General features: G+C 66.6%; 4 protein-coding genes and 1 pseudogene. 2 read left to right on the forward strand and 3 right to left on the reverse strand.

Annotated elements, in window-relative coordinates:
• Window positions 1-97 precede the first annotated feature (97 nt).
• Together ACRDU5_RS14590 and ACRDU5_RS14595 are read left to right on the forward strand one after the other, a co-directional pair.
• Window positions 98-1033, forward strand: a complete 936-nt coding sequence (locus ACRDU5_RS14590) for a WXG100 family type VII secretion target (RefSeq protein WP_526615302.1) — start codon at window positions 98-100, stop codon at window positions 1031-1033.
• Window positions 1034-1253: 220 nt separating this feature from the next.
• Window positions 1254-1715 (forward strand): annotated as a pseudogene (locus ACRDU5_RS14595) (DUF6777 domain-containing protein); the annotation flags it as partial.
• Between the two features lie 47 nt (window positions 1716-1762).
• Here the strand turns inward: ACRDU5_RS14595 and ACRDU5_RS14600 are convergent.
• Genes ACRDU5_RS14600 through ACRDU5_RS14610 form a run of 3 tightly spaced genes read right to left on the reverse strand, consistent with a single transcriptional unit; the run spans window position 1763 to window position 4880 of the window.
• The gene (locus ACRDU5_RS14600; protein ID WP_526615303.1) at window positions 1763-3253 is read right to left on the reverse strand and encodes a hypothetical protein; all 1491 of its coding nucleotides are present in this window, start codon (window positions 3251-3253) and stop codon (window positions 1763-1765) included.
• Window positions 3250-4185 (reverse strand): protein phosphatase 2C domain-containing protein, encoded by a 936-nt coding sequence (locus ACRDU5_RS14605; protein WP_526615304.1) that lies wholly within the window; start codon window positions 4183-4185, stop codon window positions 3250-3252. Before ACRDU5_RS14605 ends, ACRDU5_RS14600 begins: the two co-directional genes overlap by 4 nt.
• Entirely contained in the window at window positions 4182-4880 is a 699-nt protein-coding gene (locus tag ACRDU5_RS14610; protein WP_526615305.1) for a vWA domain-containing protein, read from the reverse strand. The genes ACRDU5_RS14605 and ACRDU5_RS14610 overlap by 4 nt, the downstream gene beginning before the upstream one ends.
• Between the last annotated feature and the right edge of the window lie 237 nt (window positions 4881-5117).

The following is a 5117-nucleotide window of genomic DNA, read 5'->3' on the forward strand; positions in this document are numbered from 1 at the left end:
CCGCGCAGCTGCGTGCCGTCGTCTCCACCCTGCAGACAGCGTCGCAAGATGCGCGCCGCAACGCCCAGGACCAACAAATGGCCAGCGGGCGCTAGTCATGGCGTACTACGGCGCAGACCCTGGACAGCTGCGGGTGCTGGCAACGCAGTTCAACAAGAATGCCGGCGTTCTGGAATCGCATGCCATGTCATTGCATTCGCTGATCGGCTCCAGCACGAGCTGGCGTGGGCCCGACGCCGACCGCTTCCGATCGCAGTGGAGCGACCACTCGTTCCGGGCCATGTCGGCCGCCGTCACCCTGCTGCGCCAAAGTGCAATTGATCTGCAGCGCAATGCCGACGAGCAGGAAGGGATCAGTGAGGGCCGCAGCGGTACCGGCGGGCAGAGTGGCAGCGCGGCGCCGACGGGCGCATCCGGCCTATTCGAGCACATCCAGAACAGGGGCGATGAGTTCGACAAGGACGACGACGGTGTTCGGATCGAGAGAGTGGTGGGGCCCGACGGCGAAACCCGGTTGATCGCCTATTTCAAAGGGCAGGACGCCTCGGAGAACCGCGACGGATGGCGAAGCATGTCGGTGGTAGGTGGCTGGGTGGATCCCGCAATCACCGCCAAGATCGACGAGGCGTTGAAGAGCTGTCCCAACGGGACCAACACCGAGGTCATGCTCGTTGGCTTCAGTCAAGGCGGAATGGACGCGCAGAACATCGCCGCCTCGGACAAGTACAACGTGACGAACCTGGTCACGTACGGGTCCCCGATCACGCAGGGTGACAACCCGAACATCCACACGGTGCACATGCACGCTTCCGGTGACCTGGTGCCGGTAGGAGGAGCCATCGGCGCGGGCGGATACCAGTCGGATCAGGTCTTCCAGTCGGATGCGAATCTGCCTTTCGGGCAACAGGTGCACGGTGACGACGCCTACGAGAATGTCGCCGCGGATTTCGACAAGTCCACCGATTCCCGGTTCACCGACGCCAAAGACAGCATGAAGAAGTTCCAGGGCGTCGTCGTTCATACCGATGAGTGATCAGACGTCGACGACCTGGGCCGACCCGAATCCGCCCAGCCCGACCGATCCGCGCGCCAAGCCGGTACTCACCATCGCGGGTGCCGTGCTGACCTTCGTGGTTCTCGTGACGCTGGTGGTTGTGGTCATCGCGCAGCGCGGAACGATTTTCGGTAACTCGAACGGTGACCTGGTGCTCATCGCGGCCAACACACCGGGATCCCAGCCGTTCACCCCACCGATGGTCGTTGCTCGGCCGCCGGTGTCGGAGCAGGCCGCCAAGGCGATCCAAACCATCACCCAGCAGCTGCCGGCGTCACCCGACCGCGGGGTGCGGCTGGTGTCGGGCGCCCACCCCGGTCTCTACGGCGGACACAACGACGGCAATGCCTGCGATGCGGCGGCGATCGCCAATTTCCTTGACGGCCATCCGGATAAGTCCACCGCGTGGGCGAAGGCCATCGGAATCCGGCCACTGCAGATCCCGTACTATCTCAACACCCTCACCCCGGTGGTCCTCACGACTGACACCTGGGTGAGCATGCATCGCTACTCGGGCGCCGAGGCGGTGCCCACTCAGGCGGTGCTGCAAGCCGGTAACGCGGTGATGGTCGATCCGGCCGGCGTGCCGCGCCTGCAGTGCGCGAGCGGCGATCCACTCGGGCCGCCCGCCGACGACAAGCTGGAGCAACTGCCGCCCGTCGGGCAGGCCTGGCCCGGTTACGAACTGCAGAACGTCGTCGCCGTCGCCTACACCGATGCCCCGGCGTCGTTCACCGATCCGGTACCCACCGCCCCGCTCGGCGAGTTGCAATTGGTCAACCTCGACACGGGTGAAGTGCTGGTCCGCCAGGTCGGCGGAACCATCGCACTGCCCGGATCGCCGACAGTCGCACTGCCCGACCCCATCGCGATGAACACTCCCCCGGGCGGCGAGCGTTCCCACCGCTGACCCGGGTCAAGCGGGCCGGTGGCGCCGAACGTCGTCGCGCCGCTGAGCAGCGCCCAGACAATGAAGACGGACAGGGCGACGACGATCAGGACGACGGTCAGAATCCCGGCGAGGAGAATGCGCGTGCTCAACCCAAAAGGATTGTCCTGATTATTCTTTGGAGTGCGAGCGCGCGGCGGCATCGGACGGTTCACCGCGCGGAGGGGCTGGGGGCCGGTCCCACCCGACCGTAGTCGGCGTGCCTGGCGTTCGTCGTCGATGGCGCACCACGGGCAGGTCGCGCACCCGACCGGGATCTCGTGGGACAGCCGTGGGCACCTGGCCAGCCGGAGCCTTGATAGCGCGGCCCGCCACTCCGCCGCCGTCGGACGCTGGGTCGGGTCGTGCACCCCGACGGTGAACGCGCGCGCGAACAGCTGCTGGATTTCGGGCGGCAGGAACGTGACGGGCGGAGCCAGCGGATGGGTGTGCAGTAGCGATGACGGTCCGCCCGCCCAATGTCCGGTCTTGGCCAGCGTCATCGCGTCGGGCTGCTCGCCGTCGCCGACCCAGGTGCCTCGCATGAACGGATGGTTGCCGGCCATCAACAGCAGGTGGATATGTACCGCAAGCGCGAACAGGTCCGACGGCTTCTCCCTGGCCTGGGTGCGCAGATTGATCCCGGACAGTTCCGGCGCGGTGAACTCCGGACGCCCAACCCCGCACAGATACCGTCGGCCGGTTCGGTCGGTGAATTGCATTGAGTCGCAGTCGACCAGCGTCACCTCCGTGGTGTCGGCCACCAGGATGTTGCGTTCCTGGAAGTCGCCGATCACCGCGTCGACTCGATGCACCACCTCCACGGCCAGGCACAGGTTCGCCGCGACATTGAGCAGATGCCCCCAGGTGGCGTTCTTGGTCCACCGCGCGTTCGGCGGCGGGTTCTGCCGGTCGTACGGATTGCTCATGGTGTGGATCTCGACCGCCGTCGCGGTGTCGATCCTCGGCATCACGTACCCGATCGGCCCGCGATCGTCGGCGACGGTGTGCAGCGGCCAGGTCAACACGGCGAACCCGTTCGGCTGGGTGGCGCCCGGCGGGGACGACTGGATCATTGCGCCGACCTTGCCGAGCTTTTCCGGCAGGTCGGTGAGCGTGGGATGGAAGACCTTGGCCACCCATTGCGGGTGTCCGAGAACCTGGTAGATGGTGCCCTCGCCGGCCGGCTTGCCCAGCATCGGCCCCAGCGCGAGGGGCTCGCCGGTCTCGAGTCGCAGCCGAGTGAAGGTCGGGTTCGGCCCCGTGCTCACTTCGGTTTCCTTGCCCGCATCCACCGACGCCGCCGACGCGAACCCGCCTGGAGCGGATCGGTTTCCGGCTCCGACGGCTGACCGGCCGCGACCGCGGCCTCGCCCGGCGCGGCGCTGCAACTCACGACCGGGCGCATCAGGCCGGACGATTCGCCGGGCTGCGGAAGCGCGGCCAGCACCATGGTCTTGTCGTCGCCGGTCTGGTCGTCCTCGATGCCGCGCAGCAGGGCGGCGAAGTTGTCGGCGCTCGCCCCGGACCGGACCTGCTGCCACGATCCGCGGAAGAACGGCTCGTACGCTTCGCCGGTGGCGACATTCGTGATCTTGTAGCTCATCCCGTCGGTGCTGAGCGCGAAAGCCGTTACCCCCTTTTGCATCACGGTCCGATACGACTCTTCGAACGCGGCGTCGGACTGGATGAACCAGGTGGTGTTGGCGTAGTCATCCTTGGGCTCGATCAGTACCGTCTCGATACGGTCGTCGTGCTCCGTGGCGATGACGCCGTCGCCGACCTGTCCGAAGAAGGCGGCTTCGCGGTGGGCCAGCGCCACACACAGCGTCGTGGACAGACGAGACACCTCGACCCGCATGGCCTCGGCCTGGTCGGCGACGCGCTGGACGGCGCAGTCGAACAGCCAGCGCATCAGCGTCTCGGCGTATTCGCCGGGCGCCGTGTGAAAGTCGTGGATGAACCGCGGCTGCATCGCGTTGAGAAGAATGCTCTGGCACGCGGCGTAGGACCCCCACGCGGACGTGCCGGTAACGGACCCGGCGCCGTCGGCCACCGCGGCGACGACGAAATCACCGACGACGCCGTACCCGTAGGCGTCGTCGCATCCCAGTCCGCGCTGTTCGTGCAGAGACCCGGTCACCGAGGCGCCGCACACCAGCCACTCCGCGTGCTCGTGCGGAGCGACGGGGGTCTGCGTCACGCGCTCGTCCACCCGCTGACCGAGGGCAGCGGAACGCGGTCACCCATGGTGCTGAGCGCCTCGTCGTTGCGCGCGAACTCCTGGGAGTTGGACACGTTGCTCAGTGACGCGGACAGCCATTCGAAGAGCTCTTCGTACTTTAGTCCGTCCAACGGGGCCGGCGAGCGCTGAACCGACAGCCGAGCCAGCTGCTGATAGTCGACCTTGGGCCCGGCGCCGACCGCGAAAACCGTTACCCCCCTCGCCATCTCGGCGGCGTTGAGCCTGGCCACCGCGTCGTCGAAGCCGTCGATGTTCGGTTTTCCGTCGGTCAACAGGAGGATCCAGGGCCGGTAATATTGCAGCCCCGCCGCCTTGTAGGCGAATTTGCGGTCCTCGATGATGTCCATCGCGAGGTGGATGCCCGCGGCCATGTTCGTCGTGCCCGACGCCGTGAACGAGGCCGGCTGCAGCGCGCGCGCCTCCTGCATCGGAACCAGCACCGTGGCGACCGTCCCGAACGTCACGACGGCGACCTCGACGCGCTTGCTGGCCAGGGTCTCGTTGTGCAGGTAGTGCGTGAAGGCGGCGAACCCACGTTCCAGAGCCCCAATCGGCTCACCCTGCATCGACCCCGATACGTCGGCGAGAACCACACAGGCGACCCTCGGGTCCGGGTTTTCGTCATTGAGTTCGACCGACCGGAAGTCAGACAACTGCGATCCTCCTGCGCACTGGTTCGTTTGCCTCTATCCGATCTTGGCACCGCAGCGTGGGCGAAGGTCACAGTTTCGGGCGCAGGTATCCCAGGACTTTGAGGCCGGTGCCGGTTTCGCTGAGGTTGTGCGGGCGGACCGTCGCAGGGTCGTTCGCGTCCTTGCCGTCCCAGTACGAATAATTCTGCTCAATCACCTTGTAGTTGCCGTTCTCGCCCACCTCGGTGACTACGGCCA

Origin of the sequence: Mycobacterium sp., assembly GCF_050701515.1 — a bacterium.
Classification (GTDB): Bacteria; Actinomycetota; Actinomycetes; order Mycobacteriales; family Mycobacteriaceae; genus Mycobacterium.

Coding starts and splice junctions, on each gene's coding strand:
- ACRDU5_RS14590 (WP_526615302.1), top strand. CDS start 98: ATGGCGTACTACGGCGCAGACCCTGGACAGCTGCGGGTGCTGGCAACG.